This is a genomic window from Alcaligenes sp. AB3 (assembly GCF_031844565.1).
GTDB classification, from domain to species: domain Bacteria; phylum Pseudomonadota; class Gammaproteobacteria; order Burkholderiales; family Burkholderiaceae_B; genus Alcaligenes; species Alcaligenes faecalis.
This window is the reverse complement of record NZ_JAUZVM010000011.1, coordinates 43,117-68,384: the sequence shown is the minus strand read 5'-3', so window position 1 is coordinate 68,384 and position 25,268 is coordinate 43,117. Positions and strand designations below refer to the sequence as shown.

The window sequence follows — 25,268 nt, the reverse complement described above, 5'->3', positions numbered from 1 at the left end:
ACTTAAAACTCTTTCGCGTATTGGAACTGCATCAGGTACAGGGCGGCGGTACGGCGTGCGGTTTCAATAATAATCTGCTCGGCGCGGCCTGTTTCATCGCAATCCAAAGCCAGCTCCACCGCCACCAGCCAACGGGCCAGGTGATGCTCGTCGTTCATGCCGTGATAGTGCAGGAAACGGTACATATTCGGTTCCAGCGACAGCGAGGATTTCAGTAGAGGTAACAAGGCCGGCACGATTCGTTGACCTGTGCCTTCGATAATATAAATCGCACCCAGCAAGCCAATCGGGTCCTGGCTGGCCGCCAGCGCATGCAGATATGAGTTCAGGGCCTGACCGCCGGGATTACGGCTCAGTTGCTCGATCTCGGTCGCAGTGCCGCCCGCATGTTGATAATCCTCGAACAGAATCTTGAAGTCGTCCTGTTCTTCGCCCGCGTGCAGACGAATCAGCTCGGCCAGCGGCGCGTAAGCGGGCGACAGGGAGTCGCAGGCTTCGCGCATCCACTTGGCTCCTTCACGCACTTGGGGAATCCAGTCTGCCATCCACTTTTGATAGTCCTGCATGCGAATCGAGCCATCGTGCAAGCTGCGCAGCAAGGGGGTGCGCCACACCTGGGAGCGATAGTCGTGCCAGATGGGGGCCAATTGCGTCAGCAAATCGCGCAAGCCTTGCGGGGCCGTGGCAGGGTCATGCGGGGGAGCAATATCTACCTGATCGGAGGACGCAGCGACCGATTGCTTGACAGACGGGTAGGACACAGCGGGAGCCGGTGCATCGCAGGCTTCCACTTCCAGCAGCATATAGGCCGTCATGAAGCGGCCCGACTCGGGCACGTAGCACAGGATCTGCTCGCCCGGCGTCAAGGTCCGGTCACGCATGAACTCGGCCAGCATGATCAGAATGGATGCCGCGCCCGTATTGCCGCGCCAGCGCAAATTGCTGTACCAACGCTCGGCGGGAATGCCCAGGCCAGCCTGTTCCAGCAGATCGGCCACCACGGGGATGAATTTTTCGGACGAGTAATGGCACAGGAAGTGGCTGATGCGCTCGGGGTCGACCCAGCCATCGCGCACCAGTTTCACGTACTCGTGAATGCCGATGTCGAACAAGTGCGGCAGCAGGCGAATGTCCTGGCGCAAGGACAAGGCACCGGCCTGCTCGGCGTCGGCCCAGGAGTCGTAATCCAGGTGGCTGCGGGTGGAATCGCGTGCCGCACCTAGCTGCATGCAAACGGGGTAGTCACCGGAGAAGGATTTCTGATGAATCCAGCGCAGGCGCAAACGCACACCGGGCTGCGTGGTGGGCAGCACCTGATCCTGGTGGCTGAGCAAAGCCGCACCCGCGCCATCGGACAGCATCCAGCGCAAGAAATGCGCATCAAAGTCTGCCTGATATTCTTGCGATGCAAACCGCGAACGACGGAACAGGCGCGAAGGCATTTCACTGGCTACGGCCATGCCATGACGATGCGCTCCAAGCTCAATACCTTGGGCCACCGTCTGCAAAGCCGTGACACCCGCAGCGCAAATCCCGTGTACGGAATGCACTTCCAGCGGGGGAGCCGCCAGTTCACCCTGAATCGCGTTGGCAAAACCGGGCATCAGCAAATCCCCACCCGACGAGCCGCTGGCCAGCAGACCGATATCGCCCATGTCCAAACCCGCCTGCTCCAGGCAACTGCGGATGGCATTGGCGGCCATGGCCGTATTGCTCCAGCGCGTACTGCCATCTTCACCAATGGCGTAGTAGCGCTGCTGAATGCCGTTCTCGGCCAGAATGCGCTGCTTGATACGCCCCGAAATACGATTCAAGGGGGCAATAAAGTTATCCATGGCGGTGTTATCGACCGGCTCACCGGGCATGAACCACTGGGCCTGATGGATAACAACGTGCTCAAAGGCCACGGGCATAAAAATACTCCTGATTACACGGAATCACGCCGACGCTCCGTCTGGCCCACGGCGTTCAAGGATTGACTGCGGTAGCGGGGCACAAACAGGCCCAGCACAAAAACACGCAGCATATAAGGCACCAGCCCCCCTTCGTTCAAGGCGTCCGGGGTGCGGGCTCGGTATTCGGTGTCGTGCAGCCGGGTCAGCTCGGACCAGTGCGCGCGAGAATGTTCATGGTGAGCCACATGCAGGCCAATATTAAAAAGCAAGGGATTGACCAGGCCCTCGAAATTGCGGGCATAGGCCAGTTGCTCGCCATGTCGGCCCTCATGACTGCCATCGGCATGAGCATGTTGCAGATAATTCGTGGTCAGCAGCCAGTGCAAACCGTGCAGCTGCGGCAGGATGACGTACAAAAAACCTTTCACCGGGTCCAGCACCAGGGCCAGCGTCCAGCTAGCCAGCCACACACCGTACTGCGCCATGCAATAGGCCCAGACGCCCGGCCAATGCCGGCGCAAGCTGCCCAGCCAGCCAAAAATCGTGGGGTACAGCGCAGGCACGGCCTCAAAGGGGTGCATCAGCCAGCCCAGCGTGTCGTTGGTGTCGCCCCGCCAGAAACGGTAGGTGCGGGCCACGTCTTTTTCACCATGTTTATAGCGATGGTGATTGCGCCCATGCGCAGGCCAGAACACGCAAGTGGGATGGCCTTGTACCAGGGTCAGCCAGAAATCCGTCAATCGATTGGGAAGACGACCCTGCCACATGCGCAGGTGATGATGGTTGTGGTTGATGACGCCTATGCCCAACGTCAGGAACAGCAGCAAGCCGTACAGAATCCAGGAGAAACCGCCACGCCACAGCGCGACCACCAGCACTGGATAGGCAATCAGGTACAGCAGGCTTTGCCAATCGCGCGGCTTACGCAAACGCCACGCAGCGCTCATCCCCGCGCCTCCTCGGGGCGATCAGGCAAACGGGTGCCAAACAGGCGATCCATGAAGCTGAACTGAAAACCGTAATTGCCGTTGTACTGCGCGTGATGGCGCTGATGACGACGGCTGGCTGCCAGCCAGTTGCGGCTGGAGACCGTGGGGAAAAAGTCGTAATTGGAGTGGCCAATGCTGTTGAAAAACAGGCTGAACAGAGGCACGGACAAGAGCGACCAGAAACTGAAGTCATGCACGACCATGGGCAGCAAGATCACATTGCCCAGCATGATCGACTCCAGCGGATGAAAGCTGTAGGTGGAAAACGGTGTCACCACCACGGACGAATGGTGCGGGCCGTGATAGCGGCGCAACCAGCGGGTATGCAAGAGACGATGATTGATCCAGAAGTGCACATCGTTCCAGATCACCAGAGCCAGAATTTCCAGGGCAATACGGGTCGCGCTGGCATCGGGCGTCAAATGCGCCCAGCCCAGCTGCAAGAATCCCCAGGGGAAAATCATGCCTGTGCCGAAAATAAGGATGGCCGTGGCGGATTGCTTCAGTTCCCGACGCAACTGGCCAGGACGCAAAGGGCGCGTGTCCAGAGGGCGTCCCCAACCCAAGGCAGGAAACAGCCAATGTGTCAGCGCCAAGGTGCCCAGTGCGAACAGCACATAAATACCGCCGAAGAACAATAAGCCCACGCCCATCACCTGCCAGACGCTCAAGGCCTGAAAAGCCTGCCCCATTCCACTCTCTACGTAACAAAGTGCGCTAATGCTAGCGCGCTCAGGAAGATTACGTTTGTTAATTTGGTTACTAATTGCTCACATTCGTCCAGCCCGCCCCAGCAATACAGTTTTGCACTGGCAGGGGCTAATCATGGCGGGATTTGGCCCCTATCCTTGAAGGCATGCGTTTTTTAAGCGGAACCTGTGCCATGAAAAAAGTCGCCAGCATCCTGAATCCCTGTCCGTCCCTGGGGGGCGACGATGGTCTGGCGGCGCGCACCTTGTTCAGCCATCAGGATCACGCAGACCGGCACAGCCCCTTTTTACGTCTGAATTACGCCGCTCCCACCCACTACTCACCCCACAGTCGACGACACAAGGTGCATGGTTCTGCCCAGCGTGGCTTTGAAACCGTCACCCTGGTGTATCAGGGCGAGCTTGAATACCGCGACTCTACCGGCCAGAGCGGCATTCTGGAGCCCGGCGATGTGCACTGGCTAAGTGCAGCCTCCGGTCTCTTGTATCAGGCCCGTCATTCCGAGCAATTCGCCCGCCAGGGCGGTCCATGGGAAATGGTGCAGTTGTGGGTAAATCTGCCTGCCCATGCAAAATCCCGGGCTCCCAGCCAGCAGCATTTGTCCAAGACGCAGATTCCCGTTCGTGCCCTGCCAGATGAATCCGGCACGATTCGTGTCATAGCGGGTCAGTATCAGGAACAGCCTGGCGCTGCCCATCACCACAGCCCGCTGCTTTTGTGGGACATACAGGTCAAAGCCGGACATCAAGCCTGCTTCCAGGTGCCTGAGGGCTGGAACAGCAGCTTGCTGGTGCTCAGTGGTGCCGTGCGGGTGAACCAGCAAACCCTGGCCCGCCCAAGCCAGGTCGTATTGCTGGAACAGGAAGGGCAGCACATTGCACTGGAGGCCCACAACGACACCCGCTTGCTCTTGCTGGGCGGCGAACCCATCAATGAGCCCGTTCAGGCCTACGGCCCTTTTGTGATGAATACACAACAGGAAATTATCCAGGCTCTGGCCGACTTTGATCAGGGCCGATTTGGCTGCCTGGGATGAACATCCCCTCTATGCCCGCACGGGGCTCTTTCACGAGCGGCCAGGCTTGACGCTTGCTGCCGGCGTGCAGAACTTGATCTGGCACTTGCCTTGAACTTGTCCGCATACGATATACTGACCCGTCACAGACTTCCCTTAGACACTATGAGACGCTGGTTCGTCGTCGTCTTACTTCTGATCCTTCCCCTGCAGGCTTATAGCTCTCACTACCACGCCACTGTGCAAGGTGGTCAGTCCGCTTTATTCGTTCAACACGAATCCCATGCGGCCGAGCCTGCGGAACACCGTGTCAAACCCGGGAGCCATCCTTTGCAGCAGCTCAGCGCCATTCTGGCGCACACGCCCATGCAACAGTACGCCGATCACGCAGACACACCTTTGCCCTGCCCGGTTCAGTCTTTTTGGCTGCATGCCTGGCCCTCGGCTTGCCCGCCTTATTCCCTGCCCGCTATTTGTTGCGAATTCGCCCCGGAGCACCGCCCGCCCCGCGTCTGATCCCTGATGCGCCGCTGCGCCCTGCCTCTTTGCTTTTTTGCACTTATTTATCTGTCTAACAGGACAACATCATGGAATGGCTACTCGATCCCAGCATCTGGGTCGGCTTATTAACTCTGGTGGTGCTGGAGATTGTTCTCGGCATCGACAACCTGATCTTTATCGCGATTCTGGCCGATAAACTCCCTCCGCATCAGCGCGACCGTGCTCGCCTGATCGGCCTGTCTCTGGCGCTGATCATGCGCCTGGGTCTGCTGACTATCGTCTCCTGGCTGGTCACCCTGACCACGCCGCTATTCTCCATCGGACCGCTGAGCTTCTCGGGCCGCGACCTGATCCTGCTGCTGGGCGGCCTGTTCCTGCTGTTCAAGGCCACCAGCGAACTGCATGAGCGTCTGGAAGGCGGCGATCATCACTCCAGCACCAACAAGGCCTATGCCAGCTTTGGCGTGGTGGTAGCTCAAATTGTGGTGCTGGACGCCGTGTTCTCGCTGGATGCCGTCATTACTGCCGTGGGTATGGTGGATCAACTGCCCGTCATGATGGCAGCCGTCATTATCTCGATTGCGCTGATGATCTGGGCCTCCAAGCCACTGACCACCTTCGTGAACAACCACCCCACCGTGGTGGTCCTGTGCCTGAGCTTCCTGCTGATGATTGGTCTGACACTGACCGCTGAAGGCCTGGGCTTCAAGATTCCCAAGGGCTATCTGTACGCGGCCATTGGCTTCTCCATCCTAATCGAGTTCTTCAACCAGATTGCCCGCCGCAGCCTGCTGCGTTCGCAGTCGCGCCGACCTTTGCGTGACCGTACGGCCGAAGCCGTGCTGCGCATGCTGAGCAACCGCAAGAATGAGGACAAGGACGACAGCAGCAGTGATGGTCAGCTGGAACTGGACGAGCAGGCTTTCCGCACCGAAGAACGCAATATGGTCAGCGGTGTGCTCAGCCTGGCAGAACGCCCTATCCGTTCCCTGATGACCCCTCGTCAGGAAATTACCTGGCTCAACATCGAGGATTCCACCGACACCTTGCGCCAGCAATTGCGCTCTACCCCGCACAGTTTCTTGCCTGTGTGTCAGGGCGATCTGGACCAGGTGGTGGGTGTAGCGCGTGCCAAGGACTTGCTGGCGGATCTGGACGACCACCCCGAGGTGAAGTCGTGGCCCGACCTGCGCGAACCTATCATCGTGCACGAGCACACCGATGTGCTCAGCGCCATTGCCATGCTCAAGCAGTCCAATGGCCAGTTCGTGCTGGTTACCGACGAGTACGGCGCGATTGAAGGCTTGCTGACCCCTATCGACATTCTGGAAGCCATTGCCGGTGAGTTCCCCGACGAGGACGAACAGCCCGCCATTCAGCAGATTGGCCCCAATCTGTGGCAGGTAGACGGCAGCATAGACTTGCTCCTGCTGGCCCAGGCGGTGGAGGCGGACGATCTGCTTCTGAAGGACAGCAGCTTTAACTCCGTGGCCGGCTTCTTGCTGGAACGTCTGGACTCCCTGCCCAAAGTGGGTACGGTTGTTGAAGCAGACGGCTTGCGCTTCGAGATTACCGAAGTCAGCCAGCGTCGTATTGCAACGGTACACGTCAGCCGCTTGCAGGAACCTGAGCAGCCACAAGAGTAAAAGAAAAGGCCCGCTTCACAGCGGGCCTTTTTCAATCAGGCTCGGCTTAAAAGAGCGATTCCACCCGGCAAGCGCATCACCGCCACGCCGTATAACTGCTGCAAAATGTCCAGCACCTCGGGCAAGTTGTCCAGGTTGACGGCAAAGCTGACCAGGACAGACCCCAAGCTTGCGTCACGCAGGATCAGATGCCCTGCCCAATAGCGGTTCAGCTCGGCCAGCACCCGCGACAAAGGCTGCTCATGAAAAGTCAGACGGCCCTGACGCCAGGACGGGAAATCCTCCGCCGCCACCGTCTGTACCGAACTGATGGCATGGCGTCCATACACCAGTTGCTCCCCTGCACCCAAACGATAGCCTTGCCCACCAAAATCCACCTGAGCACTGCCGGACAAACAAGTAACTTCGGTTTTGCCGTCCAGATAGCGAATATTGGTACGGCCATTAAAGGTCTGAATGGAGCCAGCGCCGGCAAACACCGTACAGACCGAGGCCGAGCGCTCGGACTGGCGCACCTCCACTTCGCCATCGAGCAGAGCCACAATGCGGCCCAGATGCGGGTCGTCGCTGACATTCAGGCGACTGCGTGTATTCATATCCAGCCAGACATGGTCCAGCAACTGCACGCGCCGCTGCTCACCGGCCCCCGTGCGGTAGTCGGCGCGCAAATCGGCCAGCGAAGGCCATAGCTGCATGGGGGGTTTGGCCACCAGATACACACCGCCGCCCACCAGCAAACCGCCCAGCAAGGCACGGCGCACAGGCTGGTGGCCGCGCTTTTTCATCAACTTGGCTTCGCGCAGCCACTCTTCACGATCTTGGGGCATGGCATCCCACATTTCGCGCGCGTGCGCAAAAGCGGAGGCGTGCGAAGGACTGCGCCCACACCAGCGGCGCAGTTCCCGGGCCTGACGAGAGGTCAGCGAGGACGTTTTCAGGCGGCTGACCCAGGCTCGTGCCTCCTTGTGCAAGGTGTCTTCATCCAGATTCAAGGCATTAGCAGGGTTCATCAACAATCAATTCAAAAAGCACTACACAAGGACTGACAATCGCAATCCAAAACGTTTTATCCAACCGTTTAAACGGATAAAAGCTGATCTTCAAGAGCAAACATAAATTGTCGGAAACTGCAGGCCCTATCGTCAAGCGACAGGCAGTCATAAAGGGTAAAGACCGGGGTTAACAGCACTGCATCAACTGCTGGCGCAGCCAGGCATGGGCTGGATCAAGGTGGCGACGGCTATGCCAGACTTGCTGAAAGGATACCGAGGGAACCGGCAGCGGCGGCTGGAAAAACACCAGTTCAGCCTGCTCGCGCAGATGCTCGGCACTGCGGCTGGAAACCGTCAAAATCAGATCCGTACCCGCCAATACCTGAGCAGCAGCACTCCAATGCGGCAAGGACAGCACGATCTGCCGTTTAAGTCCGCGCCGGTTCAAGACATTGTCGACCTCGCTTTCCCCACCCGGACGCATGGCCAGCAGCACATGCGGACGCTGCAACCACTCCTCCAGAGCAGGAGCCTGCCCCTTGGCCAGACTGGCCCGATCCGCAATACAGATCAGATGTTCTTCAAACAAGGTCTGCGCTTGCAAACTGGCCGGAATTTCCGAGAACACGCCCAGGGCCAGATCAATCTCGCCATCACGCAGCTGGGCCAACATGGCTTCCCGGCTGGCCTGGCTAACCGCCAGGCGAATCCCTGGAGCCTCACGACGCAGACAACGCATCAAAGGAGGCAAAACGATTTGTGCACCATAGTCCGACATGGCAAGACGAAACTCGCGCTGTTCGCTGGCCGGATCAAACCCGCCTGTATCCAACAGGCCATTTAGCTGCTGCAAAGCCTGTTCCAGAGGGCGCTGCAATTGCAAGGCCAGCGCGGTCAGCTCCAGCCGGGAGCCGCGGCGTATCAGCAAGGGATCGTTGAACACCTGGCGCAAATGCGCCAAGGCGTGGCTTACGGCAGGCTGGCTTTTGTGCAGGCGCAAGGCGGCCCGCGTCACATGCTGTTCGGTCAACAAGGCATGCAGGCTCAACATCAAATTCAGGTCTATACGGCGTAGCTCATCCATAGAACGAATAATGACTGTGCACACTATTAATTTCAATAAGAATCGCGAATAGTGCAAGATAGAGCTTTGATTCTTATGGAGATGCGCTCATGCCCGGTACCGCTTTGTTCAGTATGTTGGTAGCTGTCTTTGCCGGCTCGGCCGTGCCATTTCAAGCCGCCAGCAATGCCGTTCTGGGTAAAGTCCTGGGGCATCCGCTCTGGGCCACGCTGGTCTCGCTCTGTATCAGTGCGGCCCTGGTGCTGCCAACAATCTGGCTGATGCGCGCCCCCGCTCCCCTGACCGCGCAACTGGCGCACGCCCCCTGGTGGGTATGGACGGGGGGGATTGGCGGCGTCATTTACATCAGCGCCGCCCTGATTCTGACGCCACGCATGGGCGCGGCCAGTTTTATTGTCTGTGTCGTAGCCGGTCAAATGCTCAGCTCCATGCTGATCGACCACTACGGCTTGATGGGCCTGACCCCGCGCCCTGTACATATGGGACGCATCGCGGGCGTGCTGCTGATTTTGGTCGGCATGGGCCTGGTGCAATGGTTTACCCCTTCCGTGCCTGCCGCGGCTGAAAACAAAAACGCCACTGCGGATGGCAGTGGCGCTCAGAAAAACAGTCCGGTTATCGCTCAAAGCGCAGGCGCTGACAGCAACACCCGCTCTTGATGTCGCTTAAGCGGACGCCTCGGTAGATTTGGAGCGGAACTGGCTGCACCACCAGAACCCGGCCGACAAGGCAGCCGCACACAACATGCCCAAGGCCAGCAACAAGCCGCTGTCGAACAGCAGCGGGGCCACCACCCCGGACACGGTGGCAAACAAGAGCATTTGCCAGGCACTTTGTACCGAGGAGGCCAGGCCGCGCATGGTGGGGAAGGTGCCCAAGGTCACCACCGTCATGCCCGGCAAGGCCATGGACATGCCAAAGGCGTACACAAAAATCGGCATCACGGCCCATGGCACGTCAGCCTGGAACAGCAAGTTGTATACGGTGTTGAACGTCGCGCCAGCCAGCATAAGGGACAGGCCCAGACGAATCATGCGTGCCGGAGCCAGCTTCTCGGCAAAGCGGGCATTCAGGATGGAGCCACCCAGCATACCGCCAATGAAGGGCAGGAACAGCCAGGCAAAGGCGGTTTCTGTCAGGCCAAGCACACCAATCACAAAACTGGCCGCGGACGAAATGTACAAGGCAAAGCCGCCAAACGCACAGGCAATGGCAGAGATCGCCAGCACGAAGCGGCCATTGCTCAAGGCGCGTGCATAATTGGCCAGAATCACCCACAGTTTCAAGGGCTGGCGTGAAGCCACGGGCAAGGTTTCAGGCAGTTGCCGCCAGCACAGCGCGATCAGGCCGACGCTCAGCACCGCCAGCATCCAGAACACAGAACGCCAACCCGAATAGCTGCTTAAATAGCCTCCCATTACCGGAGCGAGCGCGGGCGCCAAACTGAACACCATGGTGATGTGGGCAAACAAGCGCTGGGCCTGCACCCCTTGCACACAGTCGCGCGCCAGGGCCTGACCGACGACCCGCCCTGCACCAGCCGAACAGCCCTGGATCAAACGAAAGAACAACAGCCAGGAAAAGCTGGGGGCCAGCGCCGAGCCCACGGACCCGATCAGGAACAGGATCAGGGAGGCCAGAATCACGGGACGCCGCCCGAAACTGTCGGACAACATGCCCCAGAACAGGCTCATGAAGGCAAAACCAAACAGATACAGACTTAAGGTCTGCTGAACCATTGACTGGTCAACGGAAAATTCAACACCGATACGGTGAAATGACGGCAGATAGGCATCGGTAGCAAAAGGCCCCAGCATCGCCAACGCCGCCAACACCAAGGTCAGCTTGCGGTAATTCATAGATAGCTTTGGAAAACAGGGAGGGCGCCAGAATCGGCGCAGGGATAGGGGCATGGTACCCCTTAACCGGACCGTACGGACACGTCCGCACAGGGCATAGTGTATCAAACGATATAAACCGGATCGACGCAGCCCGTTTCCGTTCGGTCCGATCCGGTAGCAAACGAGTTAAAACGAATCAGCGTCGGCCCGGCGATGGCGTCCCGAAAGCCTCGCGGCTGGTCTGCCCGAAACCGCTTTGGTGCAGCAGACTGCGCTCAATAAAGCGGCTGACCTGGGAGCGCACTTCCGGCAACCAGGGTCCTTGGTCAAACACTTGCGGGAACTTCATGCTGAACCAGGCATAGAGGCTGATCTGCTTACTCAGCAATTCGGCATCTTCCAGACGAGAGGGACTGGCGGATTTCAACCAGGACGGCGCCGGTGGCAAGGCCATGGGGCGTTGCGCCACGTAGGCTGACAGGCAACGCTTGAAGTAATCCAGCTCCGTATCCTTATCCACGGACACCGGCGCACAGGCAAAGGTGAACTTCTCACGCAACTCCAGCTTGGGGGCCAGACGGTCTACACAAAAGCCCAGCTCGATGGCGTCTTTCAAGCCCGCTGTCTGGAACAAGGGGCTATCAGAAGCCACTTTCTGCGCAAAGTACTGGAGCACCGCGCCAATATTGTTGTTATCCAATAAGGACGCCAGCGCCTGCACGTGCTCGGGGCTGGGTGCAATGGGCAAGCGCAAATCCACACTGGGAGCATCACTCTGCAATTGGGTACGGATATGGTTCAAGTCCTGCTTGTCCATCGCCCCCACATAGCCTTTGGGGTACAGACCATAGCGGCCTGCCCGTCCGGCAATCTGGCGCACTTCGGTGGCGTTCAGGGCGCGCATGGAGCGGCCGTCGAACTTGTGAACCGTAGAGAACAGGACGCGCCGTATCGGCAGGTTCAAGCCCATGCCAATCGCATCGGTGGCTACCAGCACATCAGCCTCGCCTTGAGAAAAACGCTCGGACTCGGTGCGGCGCACTTCAGGAGCCAGCGCGCCGTAAATGGTGGCGACTTTCCAGCCTTGGGCGCGGTAGCGAGCACTGAGCGTCAGTACGTCCTTACGGGTAAAGGCCACCACCGCGTCGCCTTTGGAAACACCCTGGGCTTCACGCTGACGATCTTTGCGCCCCCGCCACGGCGCTTCATGACGCCCTTGCTTGCCTGTTGCTCGTGGCGGCTCCACTGGGTAAGGCATGACCTCCAGGGGAGTTTTGCGTTCGGTAAATTCCAGCTCCATGGTCTCCTCCATGGAGCGCACCAGACGCTCGCACGGACGCAAGACCGAGGCATCACCACAGACAAACAGGGTACGGGCCGGAACACCGACCAAGGCTGCCGTCCAGGCCCAGCCACGCTGCTCGTCTTGCAGCATTTGAATCTCGTCCAGAACGGCCACACGCACTTCCATCGTGGGGTCCATCATCTCGACCGTGCAGGCGGTGTGCTGGGCACCGGGCACCATCACGCGCTCTTCGCCCGTCACCAGATTGCAAGGGATACCAGCATTCATCAGGCGGTCACGCACTTCCATGGCCAGCAGTCGCAGCGGGGCCAGATACACGCCGGATCGGGCTTCCATCAAAGCTTCCAGGGCCTCATGCGTCTTGCCCGAGTTGGTCGGGCCCAAACGGAACACCAGATGGCGGCGAATGCCTCGGGCCAGGCTGAACATTTCCGGGAAATCGCCCAGGCGCATCAGATCTTGAGCGCGCTGCTGCTCCACACTTTCCAGGATGCGGCGCACCGGGCCATTGAGCAGACGCTTTTCAAAATCCCCGGCCTCGATTTCCTTTTGCTCGATGCCCTCTTCCAGAGCCATGCGCAAGGCTTTGGCCAGTTCCAGAAAGGACGAGCCATCAATCAGGGGGCGCTGGGTTTGCAAAAACGCATCCAGCGAATCTTCCAGACGCTGGGACAGACGGTTTTGAGCTGCCGTGTTGAACAAGACCGAAACACGAGCGGGCAATCGATCCAGCTCCGAGCCGGTACGTGGCAAAGGCACGGCGGCCTGCATACGAACATTGGCGCGCCAGTGCTGACGCTCACCCGCTACGGGCACATTCACCGCCAGCCACAAATCCTTGTGCCACCACAGGCGCAGTGGATCTTCCGGGTCAATTTCGTAATCGCACTCTTCTTGCTTCTTGATCTGGTTCAGCACTTGTTGCTGACGCCATTGCGTGCGGGCGCGGTCAGCCGCTCGCTGGTACTGCGCACGCTCACGATTGCTCAAGGTACTGGCGTGCTGCTCGCGCCATTGTTCAATCTGGTTCTGGTCGATGGCCACCAGCAAATCCGGATGATGGGCAACACGGTCACGGCCGCCAGCGGCTCCGCCACGCACTTCCAGCTTGGTGCTGGGCAAGCGGCGATCGGCTAGCCACAGCTCGTACTCCTGCCGGGTAATACCCAGCAAGGCCATAGTCTCTTCCGAGCCTATGCACTCCTGCTCCCAGGCCCAACGCTGCTGGCGTTGCTCGCGCTGACGTTCCTGACGTTGTGCCTGGGCTTGCAACAGAAACTCCTGCTGCTCGGCATCCAGCTTGAATTCCTGAGTCAAGACAGCGGCGCTGGCATTGCGGCCATACACGGTCATGAACCAGTGGGCAGGCTCACCGGCTTGCAGGCCCTCAAAGGCCTCCAGGGTGATGCGTTGCGGCTCGCAACCTTGCTCTTTCAGCCAGGCTGTCAAACGCTCCTGGGCTTGATCGAACTTGCGCTGCTTGTCGGTTTTTTCTTTTTGGCGCGCTTGTTCACGTTCTTTCTGAGCCTGTTCCCAACGCTGACTGCGTTGCTCGCGGTCACGCTGTTCGGCCTGCAACTGCCATAGATAGGTTTGTGCCAGGGGCAAGGACTGCCAGGCCTGCACCAAAGCCTGCAAGCGCGGGCCGCGTTCGGCGTCGGGCCAGTTCTCGCTTAAGGGCAAGGACTGGGAGGCAATCGCTCCGGCCAATTGACCGCGCTGTTCAAGCAGTTGCTCGCGCAGGGCTTCATAAACATCCGCCTCCAGCTTGTCTGCACTCATTTGATAGAGCAGACGCAGGGTACGAATCACAACCTCAGGCACCCCTTGGGACTCCAGGCGCTGGTCCGCATCCTTCAAGCCCAGTTCGGCAGCGATGATCTGATTGAAAAAAGCGGCATCCTGCGGCAAGCGCCAGGCTTTCAGCCATACGCGTCGTATGCCTGCCCGGTCCTGAAAACGCGCCTTCTTGGCGACCTGACGAGCCACACCTTCCAGACGCGGATAATCCAACCATTGGGGATGGAGCAGCAAGCCCACTTGAGTGGGGACGGGAGAATCGGAAACAGACGAAGCGCGACGCGCAGCCATAGGGCGGGGACCTGAAAATACGGGAAGAAGAGAACGAGAAAGGCAGAAAAGCCGGTTCAAGCAAGCATGAGCAGCATTATACGGGTCTGCTCGGGGACGTTCAGAGGATACAGCCAATCACCGTGCTGCACGTCTTTGTGGGCAAGAAGACACAGGACTACTCAGCCAACCATTCCAGACAAGCTTGCGGCAAAGCGGCCAAACCGGACTGACTGTGATTACAGCCCGGCACGATGCGAAAACGCGGCTCACCACCTTGTTGCTGCGCCAAAGCCTGCGCCAGTTCGCGGGTGCCATCCACCATGCGGCGCTCTTGCAAACGCAAACGACGCAACTCGCGCTTGTCTTCGGGCATGGCTTCCTCGGCCGGGCCCAGGCTTTGCTCGAACTCGCCAACGGAGAATTGCACGGGCATCGTCATGGCCGCTTTGGGCAAGGGTTGAGCCAGTAATCGAGCCAGATAGCCCTCCCCCCACCAGACCGAGGGGCTGGACACCACCAGTGCATCGAACAATTCTGGCTGTTGATACAGCAGTTGCAAGGCAAACAGGCCACCCAGGGAATGGCCGCAGAGCAGACGCCGCTGCGCATTCAAAGGGGCTTGTGCGTAGGCCCAGGGCAAGAAAACGTCCTGCATCATGGCCAGAAAATCCGGCGCGTGACCTGCTTCTCCATTCAGCGCGGGCGTGAAGTCCTGATCGCGCCAGACCTCCGCGCCATAACCTATCCCCAGCACGGCACAGGCTTGTGGAGCCTGCTTTTCACAGGTGGCCAACACCGCTTCAAATTGCGGTAGATCAAGCACACACAGCAATGGCCAGCCATCCGCAGGCGCTGGCGTGTCCGGCCAGGCCAAAGTCAGACGATACTGTCGGCCCAAAGGGGAAAGAAAATCCAGATGTTCAAGCTGCATAAAAGAATCGCGGTAAGGACGCCAAAGGCCAAGGTCTACAAGCACGAACAGCCTGCCGAAAGCAGACTGCTTTTAGAGTTAACAGACCCTAGCCAATGAACTATACTTTCTTTCTATGTAAACGGTTATCATTCAGACACTTAATGTCCACATCCGCTGTTCCGGCCCCTGCTCTGGCCGACTATCAACACATCCTCAGACGTCGCTGGCTCCTGGTAGGTGCGCTGGTTCTTGTGATTTTGGCCTCGATTGTGGCCGACTTCATGTTGGGACCGTCGGGCCTTAACCTGGGAGAACTGAGCCACGCTCTGTTCAACCCGGAACAGTCCGACCCAACCACCCGCGTCATCGTCTGGGAAATCCGCCTGCCTTATGCCCTGATGGCCATGGCCATTGGTTTGGCGCTGGGCCTGTCCGGCGCGGAAATGCAGACTATCCTGAACAACCCGCTGGCCAGCCCCTTTACCTTGGGGATTTCCTCGGCAGCGGCGTTTGGCGCGTCCCTGGCCATTGTGCTGGACCTGTCGATTCCCGGCATTCCGCAAGCCTGGACCATTGCCGCCAATGCCTTTATTTTCGCCCTGCTGTCCGCCATGCTGCTGGACGCGGTCGCCCGCTGGGGCGCCATGAGCACCGCCAATCTGGTGCTGTTTGGCATTGCGCTGGTGTTCTCCTTCAATGCACTGGTTTCACTGGTGCAGTTTGTGGCCAGCGCCGAAGCCCTGCAAGGACTGGTGTTCTGGACCATGGGCAGCCTGTCGCGCTCGTCCTGGGGCAAGGTCGGCATCATGCTGGCGGTCTTTGCGCTGATTCTGCCGCTTTCCCTGCGCGATACCTGGAAACTGACCGCGCTGCGCCTGGGTGAAGACCGTGCGACCAGCTTTGGTATCAATGTCTCGCGCCTGCGTCTGGTGTCCTTGCTGCGCATCAGCTTGCTGGCCGCGCTGGCCGTCTCCTTTGTGGGCACGATTGGCTTTGTGGGCCTGATTGCACCGCATATTGCCCGCCGCCTGTTTGGTGAAGACCACCGTTTCTACCTGCCCGGCAGTGCGCTGGTCGGTGGGGTAATTCTGTCGCTGGCCTCGATTGCCTCGAAAAACATTGTGCCGGGCATCATCATCCCGGTCGGCATTGTCACCTCGCTGGTGGGTGTGCCCTTCTTCCTGGGCGTTGTGCTGCGCCGCCAAATAAAGTGAACCATGCTTGAAGTCCACGATCTGAGCCTGTCTTACGGCAAACGCGAAATCCTGTCCAAGCTGACCATCGAGCCTTTGCAGCCCGGTCAGCTGGTGGCTTTGCTGGGCCCCAACGGCAGCGGCAAATCCACCCTGCTCAAGTCCCTGGCAGGGTTGCTCAAGCCCACCACCGGCAAGATCTTGCTGGACGGCCAGGAGCTGAGCGGCGTCAGTTTCGAGCAGCGCGCCCAAAAAGTGGTGTACCTGCCCCAGTCCCTGCCCGCCTCAGTCCATCTGCGTGTGTTTGAATCCGTGCTGGTGGCGGCCAATGCCTCGGCCCCCGGCGGCCATGCCCGCGATGTGGACCATGAGCACATCATGCACATCCTGCAACGCCTGGGCATTGCACACTTGTCCATGCACTATCTGGACCAGCTCTCGGGCGGCCAGAAACAGCTGGTGGGCCTGGCACAAGCCCTGATACGCAAGCCCACTTTGCTGCTGCTGGATGAACCCTTGTCTGCTCTGGACCTGAACTATCAATTCCACGTGATGGATTTGCTGGCCCAGGAAACGCACGACAATAATCTGATCACCCTGATCGTGCTGCATGACCTGAACGTGGCCCTGCGCCACAGCGACTATGCGCTGATGATTGAAGGCGGCGGTCTGCTGGCGCAAGGGGAACCGTCCAAAGTCATTACCCCCACCTCGCTGGCCCAGGCTTATGGCGTACGTGCCCGCGTGGAAAGTTGCTCGCAAGGCACCTTGCAAATCATTATCGACGGGCTGCAAGAGCCTGTGCTGTGACCTTCGGAGAACCCATGAACATCCTGCGCCACCTGCTGTTGTCGCTGACCTTGCTCTTGCCTTTGGGTGTGCAAGCCCAGCCCATCGAAGTTACCGATGCCATGGGTCGTACCGTTACCCTGCCCGGCCCGGCCAAGCGCATTGTGCTTACCCAGGCGCGACATTTTCCAGTGCTGGCTTTGGTGCATCCCGAGCCTGCCAACCTGATTGCAGGCTGGTCGGACGAGTTCAAAACATCTTTCTCCAACGAATACGAAACCTATCTGAAGCGCTACCCACAACTGGCCAAAATCCCCGTTGTAGGTCGCCATACGGCAGACACCTTCTCGGTTGAGCAAGCTCTGGCCCTGCGCCCCGACCTGGTGGTACTGACTGCCGCCTTTGCGGGCCTGACTCCCGGTCAGGACACGCGCGACTCGGCCCTGATCCAGCGCCTGACTGCCGCCAAAGTGCCCGTCATCGTGATCGACTTCTTTGTGAACCCCTTGGAAAACACCGTGCCCAGCCTGCGCGCATTGGGTTACGCCGTGGGCGAGAAAGAACGCACCGACGAATTCATTCAGTTCTACGAAGAACACATGCAAGGCGTGGCCCAGCGACTGGCCGATCTCCCCAAGGAAGATCACCCGCCTGTGTTCGTGCACGCCCATGCAGGCAGCACAGACTGCTGCAACTCTCCCGGTGCAGGCACCTTCAACGACATGATCACCTATGCAGGCGGTCACAATATTGGCGCGGACGTTCTGAAAAGCTCCACCGGCAAGCTGAACTTTGAGTACATCCACTCCCGCGCCCCTGTGGTCTATGTGGCCACGGGCACAGGCGCAGGCAAGCGCACCACCTCCGGTGGATTGGCCATTGGCACAGGCGTCAGCGAAGAACAGGCCCGTAAAAGCTTACAGGCCATTATCGATGGCAACCGTCTGCAAGCCTTGCCAGCCGTGCGCAGCGGCAATAGCCACGGCATCTGGCACGCCTTCAACGATTCGCCTTTGCACATGATTTTCATTGAGGCCTTGGCAACCTGGATTCACCCGGATCGTTTTGAAGGGGTCTCGGCCTTGAAAACGCTGGAAGAGGTAAACCAGCGCTTTCTGACCGTGCCGATGGAAGGCACCTACATGATTGATCTGAAGCCCGCCCCCTAAGCCTTCATGTCTCGTCTGATACCACTGGAACTGCCGCCTGCGGGCGGCCATCCTCATCACGTCTTGCTGCGCCTGCCGGACGGAAAGCCTGCACAAGGCCCTCTGCCTTTGCTGTGCCTGCTTGATGGTCAGTGGACCTTGCCCCTGCTGGAAGAAAGCGGCCACCCCGCCTTGCAGCACTGCGCGATTCTGTCGCTGGGCTATCAAGGCGATCGCGATCAGATCACCCGTTATCGCGCCCTGGACTACACCCCGCCCGGCCCGGACGGCGGCCTATGGGAAGATCCGCGCATTCCCGAGTGGCAAGCCGGTGGCGCACCCGCCATGATCGAACAAGTGCGCTTGGCTCTGGCCTTGGCCCAACGAGTAGAACCCGCGCTGACCCGTTCGCGCATCAGCTTGTACGGCCATTCCTACGCTGGCCTGTTTGTGCTGTATGCCCTTAGTCAGCACAGCCTGCCCATCCAGCACTACCTGTGCGCCAGCCCGTCCTTGTGGTGGCGCGATCCCCTGATCTGGACTTTGCTGGAGCAGTTGGGCAAGCCGGTACAGGTGGATATTCTGGCCGGTGCCTCCGAGGCCTGGTATCCGCTTAGCGCTCAGGCAGCAGGACCGGAAGGACGCAAAAATGGTGTGCCTACCCTGCCCACCATGCAAAAACTGCAAGCGCACTTGCAAGCTCAAGGCATGCAGGCCAATCTGCATGTGCTGCCCGGAGCCGGTCATGGCCATGTGCTGGCACAAGCCACCCTGCGCGCCCTGGAACTGGCCTGCGGCGCGGCTTAGGCGCTTTTTTCTTGCACGCACTCTGCGTCTTTTCCCTTCATATCCAAGTTTTCCCGCCCTAGGGTAACTCCCCCCATTCGTCCTCTTGTTTTAGGCCTCAACATCTTTTAGTCTGTATTTATATGCAAGTGCATAGAAATCAAAAAAAGAGATTGGAGACGAATATGAAGGTAGCGGTATTAGGTGGCGGGCACGGTTGTTACGCAGCAGCGGCAGACTTGAGCGAACAGGGTCACGAAGTACGTTTGTGGCGTCGCGACACGGCTCAGCTGCAGCCCTTGCTGGACCGTCCAGTCATGACACTGAAAGACGAAGCAGGCGAGCGTGACATCCCCATTGCCAAAGTCTGCGCGGATATTGGCGAGGCGATCGCCGGTGCCGACCTGGTACTGATTCCTTCGCCCGCCATTGCACAAACCGATATTGCCCGCGTCATGGCCCCCCACCTGACCGACGGCCAGGTCGTGTTCCTGCCACCAGGCACTTTTGGCTCCTTCATCATGAGCGAGATCGTGCGCGGCACCGGCAACAAGGCCGATGTCAGCTGGGCTGAAACCGGCACCCTGCCCTGGCTGGCCCGCAAGCATGGCGATACCGTCATCAACATCACCACTCGCGCCACCCGCCTGCCTACCGGCGTGTACCCCGCGCGCAATACCGACCACGCCCTGGAGGTGATTGGCAAAGTGTTCCCCAGCGTGGAGCGCTGCGAAGATGCCCTGTCCGGCGCCCTGATGAATGCCGGCCCCATCATCCACCCACCTCTGATCATGATGAACGCAGGCCCGCTGGAGCACTTTCCGGCCTGGGATATTCATAACGAAGGCACTCAGCCCTCGGTACGTGCCGTGACCACGCAATTGGACAATGAGCGCATGCGCATTCGTGAAGCGCTGGGCTATGGTGCCCCGCACTTCCCCCTGTCCGACCACTACGAAAACGACCAGTGGATGTATGGCGACCGTTCTTCGCACGCCAAGCTGGTGAAAAGCGGCGACTGGCGCGAGAAGATCGACTTGCACGAACACCGCTACATGCGTGAAGACACCATGCTGGGTCTGGCCTTCTTCGCTTCCGTCGCCGACTGGGCCGGCGTAGACGCCCCCGTCACCAAAGGCTTGCTGGCCATTGCCGGTGCCATCGTGGGAGAAGACCTGCGCCAGGGCCAACGCACACTGGCCAGCCTGGGTCTGGACACGATGAGCCGCGAACAACTGCAAGAGATGCTGCACGCCGGGAGAGCCTGATGAACGCGCCCGCCCCGATCAAACGTATCGTTGCGGTGGGCGCAGGTCGCATGGGGCGGGGCATCGCCCTAGCCTATGCGCTGCGCGGCCAAGCCGTGACCTTACTGGACTTCAAACCCCGTCAGCCTGCTGATAGCGCCCGTCTGGAAGCCGAAATACGCCGGGAATTGCGTGCCACGCTGGAACAGCTGGCCGACCTGGGCATGTTCGCCGCCGAACAGATCGACGGCTATCTGGCCTGCATCAGCGTCGCCCCCTTGAGTGAAGCGGCGCAAGTGCTGGGCCTGGCCGATCTGATTTACGAAGGCGTGCCCGAAACACGGGAAGCCAAGACCGACGCCTTGGGGCGTATCGGTGAACTGGCCCAGCCCGATGCACTGATCGCCTCCACCACTTCCACCATGCTGGCCTCGGATCTGGCCCCCATGTTGAGCTATCCCGAGCGTTTCCTGAACGCGCACTGGCTCAACCCGGCCTTCCTGATCCCCCTGGTTGAAATCAGCGCCCACCCCGGCACCAACGAGCAGACCTTGAGCCGTCTGCAAAGCAATCTGGAGTCCATCGGCAAAGTGCCCGTGGTCTGTGGCTGCCATCCCGGTTTCATCGTTCCGCGTCTGCAAACCCTGATCATGAACGAGGCTGCTCGCATGGTGGAGGAAGGCGTGGCCAGTGCGGCTGATATTGATAAAGCCACCCGCTACGGCCTGGGTTTCCGCTTTGCCAGCATCGGCGTGCTGGAGTTCATCGACTACGGCGGCAACGACATTCTGTATCACGCCGGACAGTATCTATCGCAGAACCTGGACCCCGAACGCTACGCCGTACCCGACATCATCACCCGTTATATGGAAAGTGGACGCAACGGTCTGCGCAGCGGACAGGGCTTTCACGAATACCCGGTGGACCAGCAACAGGCATACCGCCGTGATGTGCTGGCCCGCGTACTGGGAATGCTGGATCACATCGGCCTGGTCCCTGCCCGCGCCGAACACCTTGCCAAGGAGACACAGGAATGAAAAAAGACTCCCACGCTGCGCCTTCGGCTTGCTGCCCTCCAAGAGGGCGCTTTTCATCTTGGGGCGGCCCGACGATGAAAACAACCGCTGCGTTGCTGTTTGCCCTGATGAGCTGTCATGGTCTGAGCCAGGCTCAGGAAGTCCCCACCCTGCGGGTAGGCTGGACCATTCCGGGTGAGGAAGCCAAGTATCTGATGGCCAAGCGCCCCGAGCTGTTCCCGCAATTGGGCAAGAAATATCAAATCCAGTGGACTCAGTTCCAGGGCACCTCGCCCATGGTGCAGGCTATGCGCGCTGGCGTTCTGGAGTGCTCCACCATGGCCCCCATGTCGCTGGCCAATGGCGCGATTGAAAGCGGTCTGGAAGCCTATATCGTGGCCCAGCACGTGCACTCGGACGATGATCACTTCTCCGTCTACTGGGCCGTGAAGGAAGACAGCCCGATCAAGACCGCGGCGGACCTGAAAGGTAAGGTCATTGGCACCAATGCCTATGGTGCCGGGGTGTACTTCGACATGCTGTTGTGGTTGCGTCAGAACGGCATTGACCCGGACAAGGACGTGAAAATCGTTGAAACTGGCTTTCCGCCTGCCGCCGACGCCATTCGCAGTGGCCGCATTGATGCCGGTCCCATGGCCCAGCCCTTTGCCCTGCTGAACGAAAAGAAAGGCGGCTTGCGCAAGCTGTTTTCCCTGTCCGAAGTGGCCAGCCCATCCGTACAGATTTTCGAAGCCTGCAGCAAATCCTATAGCGACGCCAACCCCGAAGTGGTGCGCGCCTATGTGCAGGACTTGAAGACCGCCATGGGCATGCTCAGCAAAGACCCATCGCTGGCCGTGGAAGTCACCGCCCAAATTACCCGTGCGCCCAAGGACTTGCTGGCCCAGTACCTGTTCACCGACAAGGACTTTGCCCGCGTCCCGGACATGCAGCCCAACCTGGAATCCATCCAGGGCACTTACGACCGCTATCACAAGGCTGGTTTCCTGAAAAAAGCCTTGAACGTGCAGGACTTCTATCGGGCTGATTTACGCGAGGCAACACCATGATTGAACTGGATGGTGTCGGTAAAACCTTTAACACCCGGCAGGGCCGCAGCCATACGGCCCTGCAAGACATCGCCCTGAGCATTCCGGCAGGGCGATTTGTCTCTATTCTGGGACCCAGCGGCTGCGGTAAAAGCACCCTGCTCTATATGTTAGGGGGCTTTGAGTCCTGCTCCAGCGGCCAGATCCGCGTCAAGGGCAAGCCCATTACCGGCCCAGGTCCAGACCGGGGCCCGGTGTTTCAGGAATACGCCCTGTTTCCCTGGAAAACCGTGCTGGGAAACGTAGCCTACGGCATGCGCGAACAAGGCATGTCCAAGGACCAGGCCGAACAGCGCGCCAGCGAGTGGCTGGACAAGGTCAAGCTGGGGCCTTACGCCTCCTTCTATCCGCGTGAGCTGTCCGGCGGCATGCGTCAGCGTGCGGCTATTGCCCGCACCCTGGCCTATGAGCCTGACATCCTGCTGATGGACGAGCCCTTCGGGGCGCTGGATGCGCATACGCGCGTCACCCTGCAAACGGAACTGCTCAGCTTGTGGGAGCAGTTGCGCAACACCGTAGTCTTTGTGACGCACGGCGTGGACGAGGCCGTCTTCCTGTCCGATACCGTGATTGTCATGACCGGCTCGCCCGGCCGCATCAAGGAGGTGGTGGAGATTGACCTGCCCCGCCCCCGCGTCCGTAGCGAGCTGCTGCGCAATCCGGTCTATCAGGAAACCATTATTCGTCTGGAGCAATCCCTGATGGCGGAGGCCCACCCATGACGCCACAGCACTGGTATGAACATCGCTGGGCCTCTTTGGTCATGGCGGCCATTCTGGTGCTGCTGGCCTGGGCAGGGCTGGCCCGTTGGGTGGGGCTGGATTCCTTTCCCAGCCCCTGGGCAGCCCTGCAGGAGTTGCCCGCCCTGATCAGCGACCCGATGGCCTGGTCGGCCATCCTGCAGTCGGTAGGCCGCATGTTTGCCGGGTATGCCCTGGCGCTGGTCGTAGCCGTGCCGCTGGGTCTGGCCATGGGTCGCAGCCGTCTGGTCTATACCGCCTTCTATCCCTTGGTGGCCCTGGCCTACCCCATGCCCAAAGCGGCCTTGATGCCGATCCTGATGCTGTGGTTCGGTCTGGGGGATTTCTCCAAGATTCTGGTCATTGCGCTGGGGGTATCCCTGCCGTTGCTCTATCACAGCTATCACGGCGCAACCCGTATCGAGCCCAAGCTGATCTGGGTGGCACAGTCCATGGGCATGGGGCCGCTGGCCCGTCTGGGCAAGATTGTGCTGCCCGCCTCCTTGCCGGAAGTCATGATTGGCTGCCGCGTCGGGGTGGTCATGGCCCTGATCGTGATGGTGTCCTCCGAGATGATTGCGCGTCAGGAAGGCATAGGCAATCTGCTGTTCACCTCCATGGATATGGCGCAGTACTCCACGGTGTATGCAGTCATCATGCTGCTGGCCGTGCTGGGCATTGCCTGCGATGCGCTGTTCGAGTTTGTCCGCAAACGCTGCACGCACTGGCATGACTCTACCCAGAGCCTGATGGACAAAGGATGACGCTATGACCACCAAAACCTTAGCCTCACCGGGACAAGCTATGCGTTCTACTCAAACCCGCCCGGCCAAACGCCGTGATTGGTCGGGCCTGTCTTTGTGCATCAGTCCAGCCCTGATGCTGATCGTCTGGGAGCTGTGCACCCGCTCGGGCTGGGTCAGCCCGCAGTTGTTGCCGGCCCCCTCTTCCATTTTGATGCGTGTACTGGAACTGGCCGGTCAGGCGGACTTCTGGCAGAACCTGGGCATCACCGTCTACCGCCTGATCAGCGGCTTGCTGATTGCCTGTGTGGCCGGTGTCGCCCTGGCGCTGATTGCACAACTGACACGCTGGAGCTCGTTTCTGCTGGATGCCCTGATCCGCCTGCTGGCCCCTATCCCCAAGATCGCCCTTTACCCGGCACTGATCCTGATCATGGGGTTTGAAAGCTCATCGAAAATTGCGCTGGTGGTTTCAGACGCCATTTTCCCTGTGCTGATGGCCAGCTGGGTGGCGGCGCAAACCGTGGACCGCAAGCTGATCTGGTCGGCACGTGCTGCGGGTACCTCCCGCAGTGCCTGCCTGTGGAAAATCATTTTGCCCGCCATCAGCCCGACCGTGCTGGCCGGTGTCCGGGTGGCCGGCGTCATTGCCTGCGTAGTGGTTTTTCTGGCCGAGATGATTGCCTCCACCGACGGTCTGGGCCATATGCTGACCGCCGCCGCACGCAGCTACCGCACGATTGATATGTTTGTACCCTTGGTCTGGATCTGTGTGCTGGGCTTCGCACTGAACCTGACGATTGCCGCTTTGCAGCGCAAAGTGGATCATACGAACTGAGACTGAACCAACCACTTGCCCGGTCAATGGCAGCGCTGACCGGGCTTTCGCAGGCTCACTCAATCACTCTGAGCGAGTAGCCTGCTTTTTTTCTGCATCAAGGAAGCCGCTTCACTATGGCCAGCCGTCCTCTGACCGACGCCTATACCGGGCACGATACGTTTATTCCCTATCTGCTCAATCGCAGTACCTCGGCCTTAAATGCTGACTTTCAAACTTTGCTGCGCAGCCATGAACTGACCCTGCTGCATTGGCGCGTGCTGGCTTTTCTGAACGAAACTGATGGGCTGGGCGTCAGCACCCTGGCGCAATATACCGACGTGGATCAAACCACCTTGTCGCGCGCCCTGGTGGTGATGGAAAACGCAGGCCACCTGTCCCGCCAGCCCGACCCTCTGGACCAGCGCCGTGTACTGATCCATCTGCATGAGCAAGGTCGGCAGCACTTTCTGCGCGTCCTGCCCGCCGCTCTGGACATTCATCACCGTGCCATTCAGGGCTTTTCGGCTGAAGAACTGACCCAACTGCGCCAGTTTCTGAACCGCATTCGCGCCAATATCAATGGGGATGCTCGCTAAGCGCTCTCCCTCTGCTTTCCTGCAAAGCGTCCACATGGCCGCTTTCTCAAGCTGATCAGCCCCAAATCGGGGCCTGTCGGCACGGATTATCCATGCTTGAAATGGACACCCAAAG

23 protein-coding genes are annotated in these 25,268 nt (G+C 59.5%); 15 read left to right on the top strand and 8 right to left on the bottom strand.

The window, feature by feature from the left end:
• Positions 1-2: 2 nt before the first annotated feature.
• The 3 genes from Q9R35_RS17085 to Q9R35_RS17075 are packed head-to-tail and all read right to left on the bottom strand — an operon-like array spanning position 3 to position 3,576.
• Positions 3-1,913: a beta-ketoacyl-ACP synthase III gene (locus tag Q9R35_RS17085; RefSeq protein WP_311220172.1), complete on the bottom strand. Its 1,911-nt coding sequence runs from the start codon at positions 1,911-1,913 to the stop codon at positions 3-5.
• A 14-nt stretch (positions 1,914-1,927) separates the two neighbouring features.
• On the bottom strand, positions 1,928-2,842 hold the full coding sequence (locus tag Q9R35_RS17080; protein ID WP_063689404.1) for a fatty acid desaturase: 915 nt from the start codon (positions 2,840-2,842) through the stop codon (positions 1,928-1,930).
• Positions 2,839-3,576, bottom strand: a complete 738-nt coding sequence (locus Q9R35_RS17075; protein WP_045930670.1) for a sterol desaturase family protein — start codon at positions 3,574-3,576, stop codon at positions 2,839-2,841. Before Q9R35_RS17075 ends, Q9R35_RS17080 begins: the two co-directional genes overlap by 4 nt.
• Positions 3,577-3,767: 191 nt before the next feature.
• Between Q9R35_RS17075 and Q9R35_RS17070 the strand changes: the two genes are divergently transcribed.
• The 3 genes from Q9R35_RS17070 (at position 3,768) to Q9R35_RS17060 (ending at position 6,757) form a co-directional block, all read left to right on the top strand.
• Positions 3,768-4,631 carry a pirin-like C-terminal cupin domain-containing protein gene (locus Q9R35_RS17070; RefSeq protein WP_311220171.1) on the top strand — a complete coding sequence of 288 codons (864 nt, stop codon included), beginning with the start codon at positions 3,768-3,770 and terminating at the stop codon, positions 4,629-4,631.
• A gap of 144 nt (positions 4,632-4,775) precedes the next feature.
• A complete protein-coding gene (locus tag Q9R35_RS17065) occupies positions 4,776-5,126 on the top strand; it encodes a hypothetical protein (protein WP_123794700.1) in 351 nt (116 codons plus the stop codon).
• A gap of 71 nt (positions 5,127-5,197) precedes the next feature.
• Positions 5,198-6,757 (top strand): TerC family protein, encoded by a 1,560-nt coding sequence (locus Q9R35_RS17060; RefSeq protein WP_045930668.1) that lies wholly within the window; start codon positions 5,198-5,200, stop codon positions 6,755-6,757.
• A gap of 35 nt (positions 6,758-6,792) precedes the next feature.
• Here Q9R35_RS17060 and Q9R35_RS17055 read toward each other — a convergent pair whose 3' ends face one another.
• Positions 6,793-7,767 (bottom strand): FecR domain-containing protein, encoded by a 975-nt coding sequence (locus Q9R35_RS17055; RefSeq protein WP_063689412.1) that lies wholly within the window; start codon positions 7,765-7,767, stop codon positions 6,793-6,795.
• A gap of 169 nt (positions 7,768-7,936) precedes the next feature.
• Positions 7,937-8,833, bottom strand: coding sequence for a LysR family transcriptional regulator (locus Q9R35_RS17050; protein WP_042488571.1), 897 nt, complete (start codon positions 8,831-8,833; stop codon positions 7,937-7,939).
• A gap of 89 nt (positions 8,834-8,922) precedes the next feature.
• Between Q9R35_RS17050 and Q9R35_RS17045 the strand changes: the two genes are divergently transcribed.
• Positions 8,923-9,492, top strand: a complete 570-nt coding sequence (locus tag Q9R35_RS17045) for a DMT family transporter (protein WP_063689415.1) — start codon at positions 8,923-8,925, stop codon at positions 9,490-9,492.
• A gap of 6 nt (positions 9,493-9,498) precedes the next feature.
• Here Q9R35_RS17045 and Q9R35_RS17040 read toward each other — a convergent pair whose 3' ends face one another.
• From Q9R35_RS17040 to Q9R35_RS17030, 3 genes are all read right to left on the bottom strand, one after another.
• Entirely contained in the window at positions 9,499-10,692 is a 1,194-nt protein-coding gene (locus Q9R35_RS17040; RefSeq protein ID WP_311220170.1) for a multidrug effflux MFS transporter, read from the bottom strand.
• 178 nt (positions 10,693-10,870) lie between these two features.
• Positions 10,871-14,071 carry a DEAD/DEAH box helicase gene (locus Q9R35_RS17035; RefSeq protein ID WP_311220169.1) on the bottom strand — a complete coding sequence of 1,067 codons (3,201 nt, stop codon included), beginning with the start codon at positions 14,069-14,071 and terminating at the stop codon, positions 10,871-10,873.
• Positions 14,072-14,228: 157 nt separating this feature from the next.
• Complete coding sequence (locus Q9R35_RS17030; RefSeq protein ID WP_311220168.1) at positions 14,229-14,984, bottom strand: serine aminopeptidase domain-containing protein; 756 nt, start codon at positions 14,982-14,984, stop codon at positions 14,229-14,231.
• A gap of 143 nt (positions 14,985-15,127) precedes the next feature.
• Between Q9R35_RS17030 and Q9R35_RS17025 the strand changes: the two genes are divergently transcribed.
• From Q9R35_RS17025 to Q9R35_RS16975, 11 genes are all read left to right on the top strand, one after another.
• Positions 15,128-16,180 carry an iron ABC transporter permease gene (locus Q9R35_RS17025; RefSeq protein ID WP_042488579.1) on the top strand — a complete coding sequence of 351 codons (1,053 nt, stop codon included), beginning with the start codon at positions 15,128-15,130 and terminating at the stop codon, positions 16,178-16,180.
• 3 nt (positions 16,181-16,183) lie between these two features.
• Positions 16,184-16,969: an ABC transporter ATP-binding protein gene (locus tag Q9R35_RS17020; RefSeq protein WP_045930664.1), complete on the top strand. Its 786-nt coding sequence runs from the start codon at positions 16,184-16,186 to the stop codon at positions 16,967-16,969.
• A gap of 14 nt (positions 16,970-16,983) precedes the next feature.
• Positions 16,984-18,117: an ABC transporter substrate-binding protein gene (locus Q9R35_RS17015; RefSeq protein WP_199265275.1), complete on the top strand. Its 1,134-nt coding sequence runs from the start codon at positions 16,984-16,986 to the stop codon at positions 18,115-18,117.
• A gap of 6 nt (positions 18,118-18,123) precedes the next feature.
• Positions 18,124-18,903, top strand: coding sequence for an alpha/beta hydrolase (locus Q9R35_RS17010; protein ID WP_197314286.1), 780 nt, complete (start codon positions 18,124-18,126; stop codon positions 18,901-18,903).
• Positions 18,904-19,067: 164 nt separating this feature from the next.
• Positions 19,068-20,150, top strand: coding sequence for an NAD/NADP-dependent octopine/nopaline dehydrogenase family protein (locus Q9R35_RS17005; RefSeq protein ID WP_063689429.1), 1,083 nt, complete (start codon positions 19,068-19,070; stop codon positions 20,148-20,150).
• Positions 20,150-21,166, top strand: a complete 1,017-nt coding sequence (locus tag Q9R35_RS17000; RefSeq protein ID WP_199265274.1) for a 3-hydroxybutyryl-CoA dehydrogenase — start codon at positions 20,150-20,152, stop codon at positions 21,164-21,166. Before Q9R35_RS17005 ends, Q9R35_RS17000 begins: the two co-directional genes overlap by 1 nt.
• 74 nt (positions 21,167-21,240) lie before the next feature.
• Complete coding sequence (locus Q9R35_RS16995; protein ID WP_042488596.1) at positions 21,241-22,215, top strand: ABC transporter substrate-binding protein; 975 nt, start codon at positions 21,241-21,243, stop codon at positions 22,213-22,215.
• Complete coding sequence (locus Q9R35_RS16990; protein WP_109089026.1) at positions 22,212-22,976, top strand: ABC transporter ATP-binding protein; 765 nt, start codon at positions 22,212-22,214, stop codon at positions 22,974-22,976. The genes Q9R35_RS16995 and Q9R35_RS16990 overlap by 4 nt, the downstream gene beginning before the upstream one ends.
• A complete protein-coding gene (locus tag Q9R35_RS16985; RefSeq protein ID WP_042488602.1) occupies positions 22,973-23,758 on the top strand; it encodes an ABC transporter permease in 786 nt (261 codons plus the stop codon). Before Q9R35_RS16990 ends, Q9R35_RS16985 begins: the two co-directional genes overlap by 4 nt.
• Before the next feature lie 40 nt (positions 23,759-23,798).
• Positions 23,799-24,575, top strand: a complete 777-nt coding sequence (locus Q9R35_RS16980) for an ABC transporter permease (protein ID WP_252605881.1) — start codon at positions 23,799-23,801, stop codon at positions 24,573-24,575.
• 116 nt (positions 24,576-24,691) lie between these two features.
• Positions 24,692-25,153 carry a MarR family winged helix-turn-helix transcriptional regulator gene (locus Q9R35_RS16975; protein WP_042488605.1) on the top strand — a complete coding sequence of 154 codons (462 nt, stop codon included), beginning with the start codon at positions 24,692-24,694 and terminating at the stop codon, positions 25,151-25,153.
• Positions 25,154-25,268: the final 115 nt, after the last annotated feature.

What these genes read in the sequence shown, in the direction of transcription:
- Q9R35_RS17085 (WP_311220172.1), bottom strand. Translation starts at nt 1,913, where the DNA reads ATGCCCGTGGCCTTTGAGCACGTTGTTATCCATCAGGCCCAGTGGTTC.
- Q9R35_RS17080 (WP_063689404.1), bottom strand. Translation starts at nt 2,842, where the DNA reads ATGAGCGCTGCGTGGCGTTTGCGTAAGCCGCGCGATTGGCAAAGCCTG.
- Q9R35_RS17075 (WP_045930670.1), bottom strand. Translation starts at nt 3,576, where the DNA reads ATGGGGCAGGCTTTTCAGGCCTTGAGCGTCTGGCAGGTGATGGGCGTG.
- Q9R35_RS17070 (WP_311220171.1), top strand. Translation starts at nt 3,768, where the DNA reads ATGAAAAAAGTCGCCAGCATCCTGAATCCCTGTCCGTCCCTGGGGGGC.
- Q9R35_RS17065 (WP_123794700.1), top strand. Translation starts at nt 4,776, where the DNA reads ATGAGACGCTGGTTCGTCGTCGTCTTACTTCTGATCCTTCCCCTGCAG.
- Q9R35_RS17060 (WP_045930668.1), top strand. Translation starts at nt 5,198, where the DNA reads ATGGAATGGCTACTCGATCCCAGCATCTGGGTCGGCTTATTAACTCTG.
- Q9R35_RS17055 (WP_063689412.1), bottom strand. Translation starts at nt 7,767, where the DNA reads ATGAACCCTGCTAATGCCTTGAATCTGGATGAAGACACCTTGCACAAG.
- Q9R35_RS17050 (WP_042488571.1), bottom strand. Translation starts at nt 8,833, where the DNA reads ATGGATGAGCTACGCCGTATAGACCTGAATTTGATGTTGAGCCTGCAT.
- Q9R35_RS17045 (WP_063689415.1), top strand. Translation starts at nt 8,923, where the DNA reads ATGCCCGGTACCGCTTTGTTCAGTATGTTGGTAGCTGTCTTTGCCGGC.
- Q9R35_RS17040 (WP_311220170.1), bottom strand. Translation starts at nt 10,692, where the DNA reads ATGAATTACCGCAAGCTGACCTTGGTGTTGGCGGCGTTGGCGATGCTG.
- Q9R35_RS17035 (WP_311220169.1), bottom strand. Translation starts at nt 14,071, where the DNA reads ATGGCTGCGCGTCGCGCTTCGTCTGTTTCCGATTCTCCCGTCCCCACT.
- Q9R35_RS17030 (WP_311220168.1), bottom strand. Translation starts at nt 14,984, where the DNA reads ATGCAGCTTGAACATCTGGATTTTCTTTCCCCTTTGGGCCGACAGTAT.
- Q9R35_RS17025 (WP_042488579.1), top strand. Translation starts at nt 15,128, where the DNA reads ATGTCCACATCCGCTGTTCCGGCCCCTGCTCTGGCCGACTATCAACAC.
- Q9R35_RS17020 (WP_045930664.1), top strand. Translation starts at nt 16,184, where the DNA reads ATGCTTGAAGTCCACGATCTGAGCCTGTCTTACGGCAAACGCGAAATC.
- Q9R35_RS17015 (WP_199265275.1), top strand. Translation starts at nt 16,984, where the DNA reads ATGAACATCCTGCGCCACCTGCTGTTGTCGCTGACCTTGCTCTTGCCT.
- Q9R35_RS17010 (WP_197314286.1), top strand. Translation starts at nt 18,124, where the DNA reads ATGTCTCGTCTGATACCACTGGAACTGCCGCCTGCGGGCGGCCATCCT.
- Q9R35_RS17005 (WP_063689429.1), top strand. Translation starts at nt 19,068, where the DNA reads ATGAAGGTAGCGGTATTAGGTGGCGGGCACGGTTGTTACGCAGCAGCG.
- Q9R35_RS17000 (WP_199265274.1), top strand. Translation starts at nt 20,150, where the DNA reads ATGAACGCGCCCGCCCCGATCAAACGTATCGTTGCGGTGGGCGCAGGT.
- Q9R35_RS16995 (WP_042488596.1), top strand. Translation starts at nt 21,241, where the DNA reads ATGAAAACAACCGCTGCGTTGCTGTTTGCCCTGATGAGCTGTCATGGT.
- Q9R35_RS16990 (WP_109089026.1), top strand. Translation starts at nt 22,212, where the DNA reads ATGATTGAACTGGATGGTGTCGGTAAAACCTTTAACACCCGGCAGGGC.
- Q9R35_RS16985 (WP_042488602.1), top strand. Translation starts at nt 22,973, where the DNA reads ATGACGCCACAGCACTGGTATGAACATCGCTGGGCCTCTTTGGTCATG.
- Q9R35_RS16980 (WP_252605881.1), top strand. Translation starts at nt 23,799, where the DNA reads ATGCGTTCTACTCAAACCCGCCCGGCCAAACGCCGTGATTGGTCGGGC.
- Q9R35_RS16975 (WP_042488605.1), top strand. Translation starts at nt 24,692, where the DNA reads ATGGCCAGCCGTCCTCTGACCGACGCCTATACCGGGCACGATACGTTT.